Genomic DNA, 14,668 nt, shown 5'->3' with positions numbered 1-14,668 from the left:
CTTCTTTCCCATGTTGCACGGATTCCTCCCCAGCCTGCTCGAAGGCTCCGCCGTCACGCTGGCAGTGGCCATGTCCTCGCTGGCCATTGCCGCCCTGCTGGGTCTGATCGGCGCATTGGCCAAGCTGTCGCGCTCGCGCGTCGCGCGAGGCATGGCAGCCACCTACACCACGCTGATCCGCGGCGTGCCCGACCTTGTGCTGATGCTGCTCGTCTTCTACGGTGGCCAGCTCGCCGTCAATGCCATCGCTCCCATGCTCGGCCATGAGGACTACATCGACATCGACCCCTTCATCGCCGGCGTGCTGACCATCGGCTTCATCTTCGGCGCCTACCTGACCGAGGCCTTCCGCGGCGCCTTCCTGGCCGTACCGCCGGGCCAGCGCGAGGCGGGCCTGGCTTATGGCATGAGCCCGCGCCTGGTGCTGTGGCGCATCACGCTGCCGCAGATGCTGCGCCATGCGCTGCCGGGCATCTCCAACAACTGGCTGGTGCTGATCAAGAGCACGGCCATCGTTTCGCTGATCGGCCTGTCCGACCTGATGACCCGCGGCAACCAGGCCGCCGGCACCACACGCGAGCCGTTCACCTTCTTCCTGGCCGTGGGTGTGATCTACCTGGTGTTCACCAGCGTGTCCGAGCTCGTCTTCGCCTGGGCGCAACGGCGCCTGGCCATCGGGACGCGAGAGGGCCGACTGTGAATTTCGACGCCATTGCCGAGAACTTCCCGCTGTACCTGGCCGGGCTCGTCATTACGCTGAAGATGCTGGCGCTGTCGCTGGCCGCCGGGCTGGTGCTGGCAGTTCCGCTGGCCGTAGTGCGAACGGTGTTCAAGGGCTGGCCGTCGCGGTTGGTCTGGGTCTACACCTACATGTTCCGTGGCACGCCCATGCTGGTGCAGCTGTTCCTCATCTACTACGGCCTGGCGCAGTTCGACGTGGTGCGAGACAGCTGGGCCTGGCCCTGGCTGTCGTCAGCCACCTTCTGCGCCTGGCTGACCTTCACGCTGAACACGGCCGCCTACACGACCGAGATCATTGCCGGCAGCATCCGCGCGCTCCCCGTCGGCGAGATCGAGGCCGCCAGGGCGCTGGGCATGGGGCGCGGGCTGTTGCTGCGCCGTATCGTGCTGCCCGCCGCGCTGCGCCGCGCGCTGCCGGCCTATGGCAACGAGGCCATTTTCATGCTGCACGGCACGTCGCTTGCCAGCACGGTGACACTGATGGACGTGACCGGCGCGGCCAAGATGGTCTATGCCAAGTACTACCTTCCCTTCGAGGCCTTCATCACAGCCGGCGCCTTCTATTTCGTGCTGACGCTGTGCCTGGTCGGCCTGTTCCGCTGGGCCGAGAACCGCTGGCTCAAGCCGATGATGTCCCGCTAGCCATGAATATCCACCGCCATCCCCTGCTCTCCCCCGCCCCGGGCACGCAACGCGAGCTGGTCTCGCTGCATTACGGCCCCGATGCCCAGTCCAGCGGCGGACAGAAGGCCTACATCCAAGCCTCGCTGCATGCCGACGAGTTGCCCGGCATGCTGGTCGCCCACCACCTGCGCCGCTTGCTGGATGAGCTGGACGCCACCGGCCAGGTCAGCGGCGAGATCGTCCTCGTTCCCATGGCCAACCCCATCGGCCTGAGCCAGTTCGTCATGCACGGCCATCAGGGTCGCTTCGAGCTGACGACGGGCGAGAACTTCAACCGCCACTATCCTGATCAGATCGACAACGTCGCCAAGGCCGTCGAGTCCGACCTCGGCCCGGACGCCGCTGCCAACGTCGCGACGCTGCGCCGCGCGTTGAAGTCCGCCGTGCTGTCGTCGCCCGTCGAGACCGAGCTGCAGTCACAGCGCCGCACGCTGCTCGGGCTGTCCTGCGACGCCGACATCGTGCTGGACCTGCACTGCGACGCCCAGGCGCTGCTGCACCTCTACACCGAGGTTCCCTGCTGGCCCGACTGCGAGCCGCTGGCGCGCTTCCTGCGCTCGCGAGTGACGCTGCTGGCGCAGGACTCCGGTGACAACCCCTTCGACGAGGCCTGTTCCCAGGTCTGGTGGAAGTGGGCCCGGCATTTCGCCGGCCGTTTCCCCATCCCGCAGGCCTGCCTGTCCGTCACCGTGGAGCTGCGCGGTGCCGTCGACGTGACGCACGAACTGGCCGCTGCCGACGCGCAGAACATCATCGACTTCCTGCGCTGGCGCGGCCTGATCAAAGGCGACAGGCCGCCCCTGCCCGACCCCGTCGGCGACGCCCGCCCCCTGGCCGGCAGCATGCCGATCAAGGCGCCCGTGGCCGGCGTGCTGACCTTCGTGATGGAGGTGGGCGCCGAGGTACGGGCCGGCGATGTGCTGGCCCAGGTCATCGACCCCGTCACCGCCGAGATCACCGACCTGAAAAGCCCCGTGGACGGCCTGTTCTTCGCGCGCGACTTCGTGCGCTTCGCGAGCGCCGGCATGCGCATCGCCAAAGTGGCGGGCCGCGAAGCCCTGCGCACCGGCAAGCTCCTGGGCGCATGACAAGAACAACATGAGCGATATCCAACTCCAGGCCACCAACATCCACAAGCGCTTCGGCGATCGCGAGGTGCTCAAGGGCATCTCCTTCGCGGCGCGCCGTGGCGACGTCGTCACGTTGATCGGCTCCTCGGGCTCGGGCAAGAGCACGTTTCTGCGCTGCCTCAACCTGCTGGAACAGCCCAACGAAGGCGAACTGAGCCTGTGCGGCGAAGCGCTGAAGCTGACCCGTGACCGCGACGGCACGCTGAAGGCCGCATCGCCTCAGCAGCTGCAGCTGTGGCGCGCCAAGCTGGCCATGGTGTTCCAGAACTTCAATCTCTGGGCCCACATGACAGTGCTGGAGAACGTCATCGAGGCACCCATCCACGTGCTGGGCAAGCCCAAGGCCGAGGCCACTGAGCGCGCGCAGGCGCTGCTGGCGCGTGTCGGTGTCTCGCATCGTGCCAACGTCTACCCGGCCCAGCTGTCTGGCGGCGAGCAACAGCGCGTGGCCATCGCCCGGGCGCTGGCGGTCGATCCAGAGGTCATGCTGTTCGACGAGCCCACGTCGGCGCTGGACCCGGAATTGGTCGGCGAGGTCCTCAAGGTCATGCGCGACCTGGCGGCGGAAGGCCGCACGATGATCGTCGTGACCCATGAAATGGGCTTTGCGCGCGAGGTCTCCAACCACTGCCTGTTCCTGCACCAGGGCAAGGTCGAAGAGGAAGGCAACCCCAAGGAGATGTTGCTGCGCCCGCAGTGCGAGCGGCTGCAGCAGTTCCTCAGCGGCGGGTTGAAGTAGGCGGCATGCACCGCACGCTGGCCCGGCTGCTGTGGCGCGCGCTGGCGGTGCTGAGCCTCGTGCTGGCCCTGATCGGCGTCGTGCTACCGGTGCTGCCCACGGTGCCCTTCCTGCTGCTGGCCGCCTGGGCGGCCGGCAAGGGCTGGCCGGCGCTGGAGAACTGGCTGCTCAACCACGCGCACTTCGGCCCCGGCATCCGCCGCTGGCGCGAGCGCGGCGCCGTGCCGCGTCGCGCCAAGTGGCTGGCGGTCGTGATGATGGCCTGCAGTGCCGTCATGCTTGTGCTGACGCCGGCGCCGCTGGCCGTGAAGATCGCCGTGCCAGCCATGATGGCCGCCGTGGCGATCTGGCTGTGGCGCCGCCCCGAATCGTAGTCACGAAGCTCACATGCCCCGCCTCAGCCTCCGCGCGCTTCCCTTCGCCCTGATGGCCGCGGCCGCCGTCGCCGCTCCTGACGAAGAAGCGTTGGGCCGCGCCGCCGGCTACCCGCCCGGCCGCACCGCGGCGCAGGCCTTCGAGGAGCCCTACATGGTGGGTTCCTTCAGTGCGATGGACAGCTTCCTGCCGTCGTGCCCGCTGGCACCGGCGGCCGAGCCGCTGCCGTTGAAGAAGGCGGCCTCCGAGCCATGGATTCGCTACACCTTCCAGGGCCGCTCGCTGACGCTGGACGACTACATGCTGCGCCAGCGTGTCACGGGCCTGCTGGTGCTGAAAGACGGCGAGATCGTCGTCGAGCGCTACAACTACCAGCGCACGGCCGACATGCGCCTGCTCTCCAATTCCATGGCCAAGACGATCACCGCGCTGGCGGTGCTCAAGGCTCAGGAGGAAGGACTGATTCGCTCTCTCGACGACCCCGCCGAAGCCTATGTGCCCGAGCTCAAGGGCTCGCTCTACGGCCAGACCCGTTTGGTGAACCTGCTGCGCATGGCGTCCGGCGCACGCTACGTCGAAGACTACTCGGCCCACGACGACCGCCGCAGCTACAACGACGCGGCGCGCCGTGTGGGTATCGCCCAGGCCGCCCGCCTCGTCACCGAGCGCGCCGAGCCGCAAGGCCAGCACTTCAATTACGCCGGGCCGCACACGGATGTGCTCGGGCTGGTGGTGCGCGCCGCCACCGGACGCACGCTGTGCGACTACGTTGACGAGGCGATCTGGAAGCCCATTGGCGCCGAGGCGCAGGCGAGCTGGCTGCTCAATCCGGTCGACAAGGTGGAGAAGGCTCAAGGCGGCTTCAATGCCACGCTGCGTGACTACGCGCGCCTGGGGCTGATGCTGGCCAACGACGGGCGCGGCCCGCGCGCGGCAGTACTGTCGCGCGACCACGTGCTCGCGATGACCGACCCGGCGCAGCAGCCCGAGACCTTTCGCCCTGGCCGCATGGACTACCACGGCAGCAGCTACCACGGCTACGGCCTGCAGACGTGGATCCTGCCCGGCAGCCACCGTCGCTTTGCGCTGCAGGGTATCCATGGCCAGGCCATCTTCGTCGACCCGGAACTCAAGCTTGTCGTCGTGCACACCGCCGTTGGCAAGGACGCTGCGGGCGATGCCAGCGGCAACCACCTTGGGGCCGAGCGGGACGCGCTGCTGCGCGGCATCGTGGCCCGTTACGGCAACTGGTGAGACGCCGCCTTTGGCTGGCCAACATTTCGGATCGCCTCGTCGGCGTCAATGCGCTTCGGTCGCAGGGCGCCAGTCGTGCGCCACCAGCGAGTCGATCACGGCCTGCTGGGCCGGGCTCGGCGGCCGCTCCGACTGCACCAGCAGCTTGACCTCGCGCACGATGGGGCAGTCGGCCGTGCGCACATGCATGAGCCCGGCGGCGTCGGCGATGGACTGGGGCATGAAGGCGACGCCGAAGTTGGAACGCACGAAGGCCTGGATCCAGTCCTCGCGGTGCGACTGCTGCACCACCTCCAGGCGCACGCCGCGATCAATCAGCAGACGCTCGATGTAGCTGGAGAACTCGCAATAGATGCGCTCGCAGTAGCGCTCGCGGTCCAGCTCGGCCATCTCGATGGTCTGGCGGCCGCTGAAGCGATGGTCCTCGCCGATGGCGACCACGTAGTCCTCGCGGAACAGCATCTGCGCCTCGAAGCGGCGCGGCGTCTCGTAGGGCGAGCACATGATGCCGATGTCGACGTCGCCGCGGTCCAGCTCGTCGGTCAGTGCCTCCAGGTTGCCCTCGCGGAAGACCAGCTCGATGGCATGCTGGTCCTGGCTGTGGACGAAGCCGGGCAGCACCTGGTGGAAGTCGATGGTGCACATGACGCCGACGCGCACCACCTCGCGCTTGTCGCGCTTGAAGCGGCGCGCCTGCTCGCGGGCGGCCTGGGCGGTGTCGAAGATGTGGCGGAAATTGGGCAGCATGGCCTGGCCCAGCTCGCTGAGCTGCACGGAGTTCTTGGTGCGGTCAAACAGCCGCCCGCCGATGGTCTCTTCCAGCCGCTGGATGGCCTTGGTCAGCGCCGGCTGGGACACGAAGGACCGCTCCGACGCGCGCGTGAAGTTCAGCGTCTCGGCCACGGCCAGGAAATAGCGGATCTGGTAGAGCTCCATACGCGGCGGTCGCACGGGCCGGTGGTTTCCTTACACAACCCGCGATAACCGACACGCATCGGGTCATGAATTGATGAGATTTCACGGCTGACGCGGCGATCCAGACACTGCGGCCCTCGCTTCACCCAGCCACCATGTCCACCACAGCACCTAACCCGCCAGTCCGCACCATCGCCATCATCGGCGGCGGCTTTGCCGGCACCACGCTGGCCAAGTCGCTGCACGGCCGCATGCCCGCAGGCTGGCAGCTGCTGCTGATCAGCGAGGAGAGCTACACCACCTTCAACCCCATGCTGCCCGAGGTGGTGGGGGCTGGCGTCTTCCCCGAGCATGTGGTGGCGCCGATCCGCGAGATGCTGCCCGGTGTGCGCTTCGTGATGGGCGCCGTCAGCCGCATCGACAAGGCCGCGCAGCGCCTGACCTGCGACACCCTGCACGGCCCGCTTGAGTTCGCCTACGACCATCTCGTGCTGGCCCTGGGCCAACGCGCCCGCCTCGACCTGCTGCCCGGCATGGCCGAGCACGCGCTGCCGCTGAAGCTGGTGGGCGACGCCATGCACATCCGCAACCGCGTGCTGCAGGCCCTGGCCCGCGTGGAACTCTGCGATGACGCGACGCAGCGCCTGGCGCTCGCCCATTTCGTCGTCGTCGGCGGCGGCTTCTCCGGCGTCGAGGTGGCGGGCGCGCTGGCCGACTTCGTCAAGAGCGCCAGCCGCCATTACCCGCGCACCCGTGCCGCCGGCTTTGGCATCACGCTGCTGCATGACGGTGACCGGCTGCTGCCCGAGCTGCCGCCGGCCCTGGGCGACGCCGCCGAACGCTCGCTGTCGCGCCGCGGCGTGCACGTGCGCTGCGGCACGCGGGCGGCGCGCATCCATGCCGACGCGGTCGAGTTGTCCGATGGCCAGCGCCTGCCCAGCGCGACGGTGGTCTGCACCGTCGGCACTCGCCCCAACCCGCTCGTGGAAGCGCTGGCCCTGTCGCTGCAGCGCGGCCGCATCGCCACCGAGGCCGACGGCCGCGTGCGGGACGAGCCTGCGCTGTGGGCCCTCGGCGACTGCGCCGCCCAACCCAATGCCCGCGACGGCCTGATCTGCCCACCGACGGCGCAGTTCGCCGTCGCCCAGGCCAAGGCGCTCGCCAACAACCTGCTGCTCACACTGCGCGGCCAGCCCACCAAGCCCTTTGCCTACGCCGCCCGCGGAATGATGGCCACGACCGGTCACCTCAAGGGCGTGGCGCTGCTGTTCGGGCTGCGCCTGTCGGGCCTGCCCGCCTGGTTGCTGTGGCGCGGCTATTACCTGCTGCGCATGCCCACGCTAGGCCGCAAGACACGCATCTGGGTCGAGTGGACCTGGGGCCTGTTCTTTCCCCTCGACATCACGCATCTGCGCTTCACCCGCACGACCGAGGTCGACCGCGGCACCTCCAACTCATCCGTTCCCAAATAAGGAGAACCCACCATGTTCATCGGCAAGACCGCCCTCGTCACGGGCTCCACATCCGGCATCGGCCTGGGCATCGCCCGCTCGCTGGCCGCCCAGGGCGCCAACGTCGTGCTCAACGGCTTTGGCGACGCGCCGGCCATCGAGAAGCTGCGGCTCGAGCTCATGGAACAACACGACGTGCAGGTGCGCTACGACGCGGCCGACATGAGCCAGCCCGAACAGATCGAACGCATGATTGGCAAGGCGATTGCCGAGTTCGGTGCCATCGACCTGCTCGTCAACAACGCCGGCATCCAGCATGTGGCGCCGGTCGACGAATTCCCGGTCGACAAGTGGTACGCCATCCTGGCGATCAACCTCAGCGCAGGCTTTCACACCACCCGCCTGACCGTGCCGGCCATGAAGAAGAAGGGCTGGGGCCGCATCGTCAATGTCGCCTCGGCGCATGCGCTGGTGGCCAGCAAATACAAGTCGGCCTATGTCGCCGCCAAGCATGGCGTGGCCGGCTTCACCAAGACCGTGGCCCTGGAGCTGGCCGAGGCCGGCATCACGGTCAACGCCGTCTGCCCGGGCTATGTGCTGACGCCGCTGGTGCAGCAGCAAATCCCCGACACCGCCCGCGCCCGCGGCATCAGCGAGCAGGCCGTCATCCGCGACGTGCTGCTGGCCGCCCAGCCGACCAAGCAATTCGTCACCGTCGAGCAGGTCGCCGCCCTGACGTCATTCCTCTGTTCCGACGATGCCGCCTCCATCACCGGCGCCGTGCTGCCCATCGAGGGCGGCTGGACGGCGCAGTGATTTCTTCCTTTCCTTCCCCCCAACGCTCCAGGAGCAACCCATGAAGACCATCCGCACCCGCACTTCCCGCTTCAGCCACCTCGTGGCCGCTGTCGCCGCCCTCGTCGCCAGCCTGGCCGGCGGCAATGCCCACGCCGGCGAATGCCCGGCCGACAAGGTCATGGCCAACGCGCTGGCCGACGCCGCCACGGCACCCGTCGGCGTGACCGACACCGAGCTGTCGTCCATCGACCTGGCCAAGGAGAACGTGCACCTGGCGCAGCGCCGCCTGCGCCTGCGCCACATGACCATCGCGCCCGGGGGCGTCGTGCCCTTCCACAGCCACGAGGACCGGCCCGCGCTGATCATGGTCAACAGCGGCGAGATCTACGAGAACTCCAGCAAGTGCGGCGTGCCCATCCTGCACAAGGCCGGTGACATCTCGCGCGAGTTCCTGGGCACCAAGCACTGGTGGAAGAACAGCACCAATGCCCCGGTCGAGCTGACCATCGCCGACATCGTCAACGACGGCAAGCCGGCGACGATGAAGGAACACATGTAAGCCCGCGGCTTCATCCGCCGACCGACCCAAGCCACCCACCGCCGAGACAAGCCATGCCTGCCAGGAAACCACTCTCTTCCCCATCCGCAGCGCGACCCCAGGTCGTGCTCGTGCTTCAAGGTGGCGGGGCCCTCGGCGCCTACCAGGTCGGCGTCTACGAGGCGCTGCACGAGGCGGGCATCGAACCGGACTGGGTCATCGGCACCTCCATCGGCGCCATCAACGCCGCACTGATCGCCGGCAACCCGCCGGAGCGGCGCATGGAGAGGCTCAACGACTTCTGGCGCCACGTCGAGCAGCAGAACCGCATGGCCGGGCCGCTGGACTGGCTGGGCATGGGCAACCTGATGGCCAACATGACGACGGTGATGCGCGGCATCCCGGCCTTTTTCGAGCCCAACCTGGCCGCCCTGCGTGGCAGCCAGGCCCAGCTGGGCGTGGACAAGGCGTCCTACTACAGCACCGAGCCGCTGCGCGAGACGCTGCGCGGCCTGGTCGACTTCGAGCAGCTGCAGCACGGCGGCATGCGGCTCACGGTGGGTGCAGTCAACGTGCGCAGCGGCCAGATGCGCTACTTCGACTCGCGCGAAGAGCCCGTCGGCCTTGAGCACATCATGGCCTCGGGCGCCCTGCCTCCGGCCTTTCCGGCCGTCGTCATCGACGGCGAGGCTTACTGGGACGGCGGCCTGTACTCCAACACGCCCATCGAGGCTGTGCTGGACGACAACCCGCGCCGCGACGCGCTGATCTTTGCCGTCAACGTCTGGCACCAGACCGCACCGCAGCCCGAGTCCATCTGGCAGGTGATGGGCCGGCAGAAGGACATCCAGTACGCCAGCCGGGCCGACAGTCACATCACTCGGCAGAAGCAAATCCACCGGCTGCGCCACATCATTCGCGAGCTCGGCGGCCTGCTGACGCCCGCTCAGCAGAAGGCCGCCAGGGAGCTCACCGCCTGGGGCTGCGGCACGACCATGCACGTAGCCCATCTGCTGGCGCCTCGTGTCGAGGGTGAGGACCACACCAAGGACATCGACTTCACGCCGGCCGGCGTCAAGGCGCGCCGCTCCGCGGGCCTGGTGGACGCTCGCAGCATGATCGAGCGCGCGCCCTGGCAGGCGCCGGTGGACCCTATCGAGGGCGTCATCGAGCACATGCTGGAAGAGGCCGCATGAATCCGTTCGCCCTCATCGGCGCGGCGGGCTGCGCGCTGTTGATGGGCGCGGCCATCCAGCGCGGCGCCACCTGCACGGTGGCGGCCGTCAGTGAACTGGTCGACCAGCGCAAGGCCAGCCGCCTGCGCAGCCTGCTGGAAGCCTCGCTGTGGGTGGCCGGCGGCCTGCTGCTGTTGCGCCTGCTGCCCTTGCCCCAGCCAGCCTTGCCGGCGCCGTTTGCATTGACGGGTTGGACCCTGCTCGGCGCCGCGCTGCTGGGCCTGGGCGCCTTCGTCAACCAGGCCTGCGTCTTCGGCGCCATCGCGCGGCTGGGCAATGGCGAGTGGGCGTACCTTGCCACACCGCTGGGCTTTTATCTGGGCTGCGCCAGCGTCGACGGCCTGTTCGCCGCCACCCGGCCGCAGCCCCTGCCGGCTGGCTCGCCGCTGTGGCTGGCACCCGCAGTCCTGGGGCTGGCCTTCGCCGCACTCGCTACCTGGCGCGCCATCGCGCGCTGGCGCCAGCCCTGGTGGACGCCCCACACGGCCACCGTCTCCATCGGCTTGAGCTTTCTGGCCTTGCTGCTGCTCGAAGGCGCCTGGGCCTACACCGACGCGCTGGCCGAGCTGGCCCACGGCATGACCATGCGCAGTGCCACGCGCCTGGGCCTGTTCGCCTGCCTGCTGACCGGCGCGATGTTCGGCGGCTGGCGGGCCGGCCTGTTGAAGGGGCGCCGCCTTGAGGCCGCCGGCCTTGTGCGCTGCCTCGCCGGCGGGCTGCTGATGGGCTGGGGCAGCCTGCTGATCCCCGGCGGCAACGACGGCCTGATCCTGCTCGGCCTGCCGCTGCTGTGGCCCTATGCCTGGGCAGCGTTCGCGACCATGTGCGCTGCCATCGCCCTGGCCAAATTCGCCTGCCGGCCCGGGCCGCGCTGAGCCTTCAGCGCAACTCGGCCCAGGTCTTCACCACCTGCGTCTCGTTGACGCCATCACCCTGGGTGTCCAGCTCGAGGCGAGCCTGGGTCGCATTGAGCGAGGTGATGCGCAGCGTCGAATTCCCGCTGCCCTTGACCACCCACTGGCCGCCGCTCGGATAGGCGTCGCTGCCCGTGGCCACCAGGGGCAGGCGCGTCGTGATCAGCACCTGCTGGTTGCCAAGGTTGCTGCTGCTCAGCCCGCCGCTGTAGCTGAGGCTGCTTTTTCGGCCGCCAACCTGAGGCTCGACGCGCAAGGTCAGCAGGATGTCGGTCAGCGTGGTCGAGAAGGCCTGACCGCCCAGCTGGCCGCTGAGCACGAGGCGGGGTGTCGACAAGCTCAGCTCGCTGACACCGGCGGGTGTCTCGCTCAATGTGAGACTGAGGGTGCCATCGCCCTGCACGCTGTCGCCGCCGTGAGTGGCGCTGAAGGCGGTCAGGGTCATGGCCAGGGTCGCGTTGAAACTGTTGCCGTAGAAGACCCCGGTCAGCGCCTGCATGCTCAGGCTGATGCGGCCTTGCAGGATCGAGCCGTCCTCCTGGCAGGCCTGGGCGTCCAGGGTGACGGCGTCGCCGATGTCGATGTTGCCGTTGTTGTTGGCGTCGCTGATGCTCAGGACCGCTGCGCCGCCGCCGCTGCAGCTCAGCGTCTGGCGCAGATCCGCACCGCTCGACAGGCCAGGCTGGAACTGCGCCGCCCGGGCGCGCGCCTCACCCACCGCGCGGCGCGCGACATCCGCGGCCTGGCGCAGCAGGCGCAGATTGCCGCCGACCCCGGCGCCGCTGAGCGTGCCGCCGGCGTCCCCGAGGTAGAAAGCGCTGGACACCGTCGCCTGGCCGAGAGCCTGGTAGTTGCCGGCGTTGACGTTCAGCAGCGACGAGTCGGGGGGTGCCGGGTTGCCGGGGACGCCAGCGGAGCCGCCACCGCCGCCACAGGCGGCCAGGCCGAATGAGCCCGCCAGCACGGCGGCTGGCAGGAAAATGCGTTGCTTGATCATTTTGATGAGACTCCCTGGATAACGTCACGACCACGCGCAAGGCGGTCGTGCCAGGGTTTTACATCAGGCGGGCAACAGACCTCTATCCTTCAACATGGGCTCCACGACCGGGTCGCGGCCACGGAAGGCGCGGAAGGCTTCACCCGGCTCGCGGCTGTCGCCTGCCGCGTAGATGCAGTCGCGCAGGCGCGCCGCCACCGCCGTGTCGAAGACATTGCCCGCCTCGACGAAGGCGTCGAAGGCGTCGCAGTCCAGCACCTCCGCCCACAGGTAGACGTAGTAGCCCGCCGCGTAGCCGGCGCTGCTGAACAGATGCTGGAAATGCGTCAGCCGGTGATTGAGGCCGACTTCTGCCGGCAGGCCCCAACGGCTCAGCGTCTCGCGCTCGAAGGCGACCACGTCAGCGGGCGCAGCCGGCAGCGCATGCGCCGCCATGTCGACGAGGGCGCTGGCTGTGTAGCGCAGCGTCTCGTAGCCCTGGCCGAACTGGCGTGCGGCCTGTAGCTTCGCCAGCAGCGCGTCGGGCAAGGGTTCGTCGGTCTGCCAGTGCCGGGCGAACTGCTTCAGCACCGCGGGCTCAGCCATCCAGTGCTCGTAGAGCTGTGAGGGCAGCTCGACAAAGTCGCGCAACACCTGGGTACCCGCCAGACGTTCGTGCTCGACGTTGCTCAGCAGGCCGTGCAGGCCATGGCCGAACTCGTGGAAGAGCGTGCGCACATCGTCGAAGCTCAGCAGCGTCGGCTCGCCCGCGGCGCCGCGGGCGAAGTTGTTGTTGTTCAGGATGACCGGCGTCGCGCCCAGCGCGCGGCTCTGGTTGCGCATCGCGTTCATCCACGCGCCGCTGCGCTTGGTGGGCCGCGCGAAGTTGTCCTGCAGGAAGAGGCCGCGCAAGCTGCCATCGGCATTGAAGACCTCGTAGGCGCGCACATCGGCGTGATAACCGGCGATGTCCGGCCGCGCCTTGAACTGCAGCCCGAACAGGCGGCTGGCGCAGTCGAACATCGCCGCAACCATGCGGTCCAGCGAGAAATACGGCTTGACCTCGGCCTCGTCCAGCTCGAAGCGCGCACGCTTGGCCTGCTCGGCATAAAAGCGCCAGTCCCAGGGCTCCAGTTCGTGCGTGGCGCCAGCAGCGGCCATGGCGCCCTCCACGGCCTCGCGCTCGCGGGCCTGGGCGGCCAGCGCCGGGTGCCAGACGCGCTCCAACAGGCCCATGACGGCGCCCTGGCTGCGTGCCATGGTGTCCTCCAGCGCGTAGTCGGCATAGCAGGCATGTCCATGCAAGCGGGCCTGCTCGGCGCGCAGCGCCAGGATCTCGCGGCAGATTTCTCGGTTGTCAGTGTCACCGGTGTCGTCACCGCGGCCAATCCAGGCCCGCCAGGCCTGCTCACGCAGGTCGCGCCGGGCGCTGCAGGACAGGAAGGGCACGATCAACGAGCGCGACAGCGTGATGACGTGGGCACCCTCCGGAAGGCCACGGTCGACGGCAGCCTGGCGGGCGGCGGCACGCAGGAAACCGGGCAGGCCGGCGAGCTCATCCTCGGTCGCCAGCCGCAGCTGATAGCCGCTCTCCGCCGCCAGCACGTTTTGCGCAAAGCGCGTGTTCAATTCGGCCAGGCGGGCCATCACAGCGGCGTAACGGGCGCGCGCCTCAGTTGCCAGGCGGGCGCCGGCACGCAGGAAGTCTAGATGCACGCGCTCCAGAAGCCTGCGCTGCTCGGGCGTCAGGCCCAGGCGCTCGCGTTGCTCGAACAAGGCATCGATGCGGGCGAACAGTCCCTGGTGCATGTAGACCGCGCTGCCATGCTCAGCCAGGGGCGCGGCCAGGGCGCGCTGCACGGCCTGCAGTTCGGGCGAGGTGGCCGACGCAGCCAGCGTGTAGAAGAGGTGTTCGAGCCGGGTGAGCTGGCGGCCGCTGGCGTCGAAGGCGGCCACGGTGTTGGCAAAGCCCGGTGCCGCGGCCTGCGCAGCGATGGCGTCGATCTCGGCGCGGTGTGCGGCCAGCGCGGCATCGAAGGCAGGTTGGAAATGCGCCGGGCTGATGTCGGCAAAGGGCGGCAGGCTGTGTGGGCCAGCCCAGTCCTGCAGCAGCGGGTTGCTCATGCAAAGTCCTTCAGAAAACAAAAAAGGGCCGCTTCCTGCCGGAGGCGGCCCGCTTGCAAGGGTCAGTGGCCGGCGCGGATCACTTGCCCGCGGCCGCCTTTTCCTTGCGGATGGCCTTTTCGTCGTTCTCGTCGTAGGCCTTGTTCTGGCATTCGGCCTTCCACTTGTCGTTGGCGTCGAAGTGCTTCTCCGTGCGCTCCTCGATGGCCTTGAACTGGGCATCCAGCGCGTCGACCTTGTCAGAGAAGGCTTTGCGCTTGGTGGCCTGCTCGGCGTCTGCGGCCTTGACGGCCTCGACCGCCGTGCCGAAAGCCGTGGTGCGCGCCATGTAGGCTTCGTTGCGAGCCTTCAGTTCGGCCTTCTCGAGCTTGGGGGCCTCGGCCGTCAGCGCTTCGTGCGCCTTCAGGATGGCTTCCTTCTCGGCCTTCACGTCGGCGATCTGCTTGCCCAGCACGGCCTCGGCGGCCTCAAGGGTGGCTTTCTCGGACTTGAGCTTGTCGGCATTGGCCTTGTAGGAGGCCTGGTCGGCCTTGATGGCCTCGGCTTCCTTGCCGTTGTTGTCCTGCTGGTTGATGCAGGCGCGCAATTCGTCGCGCGACATCAGCTTTGCCTTGGGCTTCTCGACAACCGGGTTGCTGACCTTGTTGTTCTTCGGATCAACCTTGGCCTTGGAATTGGTGGTGACTTGTGCCTGGGCGGAGACAGCGAGACCCAAGGCCAACGTAAGAAGAATGCGTTTCATGAAGAGGGCGCAACCGGGTTGCGAAGGTTCAAAGCGGGAGGCGGAATGATGC

Annotated in this window: 15 protein-coding genes; 11 read left to right on the top strand and 4 right to left on the bottom strand. The window is 68.4% G+C overall.

The window, feature by feature from the left end; genetic code table 11:
- Nucleotides 1–10: 10 nt before the first annotated feature.
- The 6 genes from ASC95_RS19535 to ASC95_RS19510 are packed head-to-tail and all read left to right on the top strand — an operon-like array spanning nt 11 to nt 4,923.
- Nucleotides 11–700, top strand: a complete 690-nt coding sequence (locus ASC95_RS19535) for an ABC transporter permease (protein WP_057299361.1) — start codon at nt 11–13, stop codon at nt 698–700.
- Nucleotides 697–1,383 (top strand): ABC transporter permease, encoded by a 687-nt coding sequence (locus ASC95_RS19530; protein WP_057299360.1) that lies wholly within the window; start codon nt 697–699, stop codon nt 1,381–1,383. The genes ASC95_RS19535 and ASC95_RS19530 overlap by 4 nt, the downstream gene beginning before the upstream one ends.
- Nucleotides 1,384–1,385: 2 nt before the next feature.
- On the top strand, nt 1,386–2,513 hold the full coding sequence (locus ASC95_RS19525) for a succinylglutamate desuccinylase/aspartoacylase family protein (protein WP_057299359.1): 1,128 nt from the start codon (nt 1,386–1,388) through the stop codon (nt 2,511–2,513).
- 10 nt (nt 2,514–2,523) lie between these two features.
- Nucleotides 2,524–3,294, top strand: coding sequence for an ABC transporter ATP-binding protein (locus ASC95_RS19520; RefSeq protein WP_057299358.1), 771 nt, complete (start codon nt 2,524–2,526; stop codon nt 3,292–3,294).
- A gap of 5 nt (nt 3,295–3,299) precedes the next feature.
- On the top strand, nt 3,300–3,668 hold the full coding sequence (locus tag ASC95_RS19515) for a YbaN family protein (protein ID WP_057299357.1): 369 nt from the start codon (nt 3,300–3,302) through the stop codon (nt 3,666–3,668).
- A gap of 13 nt (nt 3,669–3,681) precedes the next feature.
- Nucleotides 3,682–4,923: a serine hydrolase gene (locus ASC95_RS19510; protein WP_057299356.1), complete on the top strand. Its 1,242-nt coding sequence runs from the start codon at nt 3,682–3,684 to the stop codon at nt 4,921–4,923.
- Nucleotides 4,924–4,968: 45 nt separating this feature from the next.
- On the opposite strand, the gene ASC95_RS19505 is transcribed toward ASC95_RS19510, so the two are convergent.
- On the bottom strand, nt 4,969–5,874 hold the full coding sequence (locus tag ASC95_RS19505; RefSeq protein WP_157256405.1) for a LysR family transcriptional regulator: 906 nt from the start codon (nt 5,872–5,874) through the stop codon (nt 4,969–4,971).
- Nucleotides 5,875–5,993: 119 nt separating this feature from the next.
- On the opposite strand from ASC95_RS19505, the gene ASC95_RS19500 reads away from it, so the two are divergent.
- From ASC95_RS19500 to ASC95_RS19480, 5 genes are read left to right on the top strand one after another with little or no spacing between them, the layout of a single operon-like run.
- Nucleotides 5,994–7,310: an NAD(P)/FAD-dependent oxidoreductase gene (locus ASC95_RS19500; protein ID WP_057299354.1), complete on the top strand. Its 1,317-nt coding sequence runs from the start codon at nt 5,994–5,996 to the stop codon at nt 7,308–7,310.
- Between the two features lie 12 nt (nt 7,311–7,322).
- Nucleotides 7,323–8,105, top strand: coding sequence for a 3-hydroxybutyrate dehydrogenase (locus tag ASC95_RS19495; RefSeq protein WP_057299353.1), 783 nt, complete (start codon nt 7,323–7,325; stop codon nt 8,103–8,105).
- Nucleotides 8,106–8,145: 40 nt separating this feature from the next.
- Nucleotides 8,146–8,646, top strand: coding sequence for a cupin domain-containing protein (locus ASC95_RS19490; protein ID WP_157256404.1), 501 nt, complete (start codon nt 8,146–8,148; stop codon nt 8,644–8,646).
- A gap of 53 nt (nt 8,647–8,699) precedes the next feature.
- Nucleotides 8,700–9,821, top strand: a complete 1,122-nt coding sequence (locus tag ASC95_RS19485; RefSeq protein WP_057299352.1) for a patatin-like phospholipase family protein — start codon at nt 8,700–8,702, stop codon at nt 9,819–9,821.
- A complete protein-coding gene (locus tag ASC95_RS19480; RefSeq protein WP_057299351.1) occupies nt 9,818–10,735 on the top strand; it encodes a YeeE/YedE thiosulfate transporter family protein in 918 nt (305 codons plus the stop codon). The genes ASC95_RS19485 and ASC95_RS19480 overlap by 4 nt, the downstream gene beginning before the upstream one ends.
- A 4-nt stretch (nt 10,736–10,739) precedes the next feature.
- On the opposite strand, the gene ASC95_RS19475 is transcribed toward ASC95_RS19480, so the two are convergent.
- From ASC95_RS19475 to ASC95_RS31455, 3 genes are all read right to left on the bottom strand, one after another.
- The gene (locus ASC95_RS19475) at nt 10,740–11,771 is read right to left on the bottom strand and encodes a hypothetical protein (RefSeq protein WP_057299350.1); all 1,032 of its coding nucleotides are present in this window, start codon (nt 11,769–11,771) and stop codon (nt 10,740–10,742) included.
- Nucleotides 11,772–11,834: 63 nt separating this feature from the next.
- Nucleotides 11,835–13,874: a M3 family metallopeptidase gene (locus tag ASC95_RS19470; RefSeq protein ID WP_057299349.1), complete on the bottom strand. Its 2,040-nt coding sequence runs from the start codon at nt 13,872–13,874 to the stop codon at nt 11,835–11,837.
- A 79-nt stretch (nt 13,875–13,953) separates the two neighbouring features.
- The gene (locus tag ASC95_RS31455) at nt 13,954–14,616 is read right to left on the bottom strand and encodes a hypothetical protein (protein WP_200960169.1); all 663 of its coding nucleotides are present in this window, start codon (nt 14,614–14,616) and stop codon (nt 13,954–13,956) included.
- Nucleotides 14,617–14,668: the final 52 nt, after the last annotated feature.

Origin of the sequence: Pelomonas sp. Root1217 (assembly GCF_001425705.1) — a bacterium.
In the GTDB taxonomy this organism is placed as follows: Bacteria; Pseudomonadota; Gammaproteobacteria; order Burkholderiales; family Burkholderiaceae_C; genus Pelomonas.
This window is presented reverse-complemented; position numbering and strand designations above follow the sequence as displayed.

Bases quoted from the DNA above. Each gene is read 5' to 3' on its own strand.
- ASC95_RS19470 (WP_057299349.1), bottom strand. From the start codon at position 13,874: ATGAGCAACCCGCTGCTGCAGGACTGGGCTGGCCCACACAGCCTGCCG.
- ASC95_RS19480 (WP_057299351.1), top strand. From the start codon at position 9,818: ATGAATCCGTTCGCCCTCATCGGCGCGGCGGGCTGCGCGCTGTTGATG.
- ASC95_RS19520 (WP_057299358.1), top strand. From the start codon at position 2,524: ATGAGCGATATCCAACTCCAGGCCACCAACATCCACAAGCGCTTCGGC.
- ASC95_RS19510 (WP_057299356.1), top strand. From the start codon at position 3,682: ATGCCCCGCCTCAGCCTCCGCGCGCTTCCCTTCGCCCTGATGGCCGCG.
- ASC95_RS19495 (WP_057299353.1), top strand. From the start codon at position 7,323: ATGTTCATCGGCAAGACCGCCCTCGTCACGGGCTCCACATCCGGCATC.
- ASC95_RS19535 (WP_057299361.1), top strand. From the start codon at position 11: ATGTTGCACGGATTCCTCCCCAGCCTGCTCGAAGGCTCCGCCGTCACG.
- ASC95_RS19515 (WP_057299357.1), top strand. From the start codon at position 3,300: ATGCACCGCACGCTGGCCCGGCTGCTGTGGCGCGCGCTGGCGGTGCTG.
- ASC95_RS19525 (WP_057299359.1), top strand. From the start codon at position 1,386: ATGAATATCCACCGCCATCCCCTGCTCTCCCCCGCCCCGGGCACGCAA.
- ASC95_RS31455 (WP_200960169.1), bottom strand. From the start codon at position 14,616: ATGAAACGCATTCTTCTTACGTTGGCCTTGGGTCTCGCTGTCTCCGCC.
- ASC95_RS19490 (WP_157256404.1), top strand. From the start codon at position 8,146: ATGAAGACCATCCGCACCCGCACTTCCCGCTTCAGCCACCTCGTGGCC.
- ASC95_RS19485 (WP_057299352.1), top strand. From the start codon at position 8,700: ATGCCTGCCAGGAAACCACTCTCTTCCCCATCCGCAGCGCGACCCCAG.
- ASC95_RS19500 (WP_057299354.1), top strand. From the start codon at position 5,994: ATGTCCACCACAGCACCTAACCCGCCAGTCCGCACCATCGCCATCATC.
- ASC95_RS19475 (WP_057299350.1), bottom strand. From the start codon at position 11,771: ATGATCAAGCAACGCATTTTCCTGCCAGCCGCCGTGCTGGCGGGCTCA.